Origin of the sequence: Streptomyces sp. NPDC059900, assembly GCF_050270335.1 — a bacterium.
In the GTDB taxonomy this organism is placed as follows: domain Bacteria; phylum Actinomycetota; class Actinomycetes; order Streptomycetales; family Streptomycetaceae; genus Streptomyces.
In genome coordinates, this window is record NZ_JBNNJZ010001032.1 from 1 (window position 1) to 1626 (window position 1626).

General features: G+C 66.7%; 1 pseudogene. It reads left to right on the plus strand.

Features of this window, described 5'->3' with window-relative positions:
* Positions 1 to 20: 20 nt before the first annotated feature.
* A pseudogene (locus tag ACQKIP_RS46920) lies at positions 21 to 1626 on the plus strand (sugar-binding protein); the annotation flags it as partial.

Sequence of the window (1626 nt, forward strand, 5' to 3'; positions counted from 1 at the left end):
GCGCCACTGTGGTTGACGAATTGGGTGACAACGCCACAGCCACCGACAACCAGTGCACCCGCACCACCTACGCCACCAACACCGACGACAACATCCTCACTCTGCCTTCACGGGTCGTGACCGTCGCCGGCAAGTGTGCCGACACCACCGACCGGGCCGAGGACGTCGTGTCCGACGTCCGTACCGCCTATGACGGCGGCGCCTACGGGGCCGCACCCAGCAAGGGCGATGCCACTGCCACCGCTATGCTGAAGGAGCACGACGGGGCCAAGAGCACGTACCTGGAGTCCGGCGCGACCTTCGACGGTTACGGCCGCCAGCTGACCGCCACCGACCTGACCGCCGATGTCACTGCCACCGGCAGCGAGGCCCCCGTACGCACAGTTCGCTCGGACGGCCGTACGACTACCAGTGCCTACAGCCCGGCCACCGGCTTTCCCAGCAAGGTGACCGAGACCACCCCGCGGCTCAAGGCAGCCGACGCTGCATCGGCACAGACCACCGTCACGGAGCTGGAGCCGCTGCGTGGCCAGCCCAAGGCAACGGTAGACACCAATTCCAAGCGCACCGAGATGACCTACGACGCACTCGGCCGCGTGGCAAAGGTGTGGCAGGCCGACCGGAGGACCAGCCAGACGCCCAGCTACCAGTTCACCTACTTCGTGGACGAGGGAAAGCCGGTCGCGGTTCGTACCCAGACGCTGAACAACGAGGGCGGGCAGGTCGCCTCGTACACGTTGTACGACGGCCTGCTGCGTGAGCGTCAGACCCAGTCTCCCGGCCCGGACGGCGGACGCATTCTCACCGACGTCTTTTACGACGAACGCGGCCTGGCCACCAAGACGTTCGCCCCCTACTACACCCTTGGCGCCCCCGACCGCACGCTGTTCGAGCCCGACAACGCCCTGAGCGTCGAGACACAGACCCACACCGACTACGACGGCCTCGAGCGCCCCGTCGAAGAGCGCCAAGTCGCCGGAAACGGAGGCGGCAGCAGTACGGTCCTGGCCACCACCAAGACCATCTACGGGGGCGACCGCACCACCGTCATTCCCCCCGAAGGAGCCACCGCCACCACCACGCTAACTGACGTCCGCGGCCAGACGACGGAACTACGCCAGCACCACACCCGCAGCCAGGTGGCGGCCTACGACACCACCTCCTACGCCTACACCCCGCGGGGCGAACTCAAAAGGGTGACCGACCCGGCCGGAAACAACTGGTCCTATGAATATGACCAACTGGGACACCGGACCGAGGCCAGGGACCCCGACAGAGGCACCACCAAGAGCACATACGACGACCGAGGACAGCTGACCACCACCACCGATCAGCGCGGCACCGTACTGGCGAACGCCTATGACAACCTGGGCCGCCGCACCGAACTGCGCAAGGACAGCACCTCCGGCGAGCTCCGTGCCAAGTGGGTCTACGACACCGTCACCGGCGCCAAGGGACAGCTAGCCGAGTCCACCCGGTACGTGAACGGGTCGGCCTACACCGCGAAAGTCACCGGCTACGACCAGCAATACCGGCCGACCAAGACCGCCGTCGTCATCCCGGAAAGCGAAGGCGCTCTGGCAGGCACCTACCAGACCGGCACCAAGTACCTGCCCTCGGGCCTAG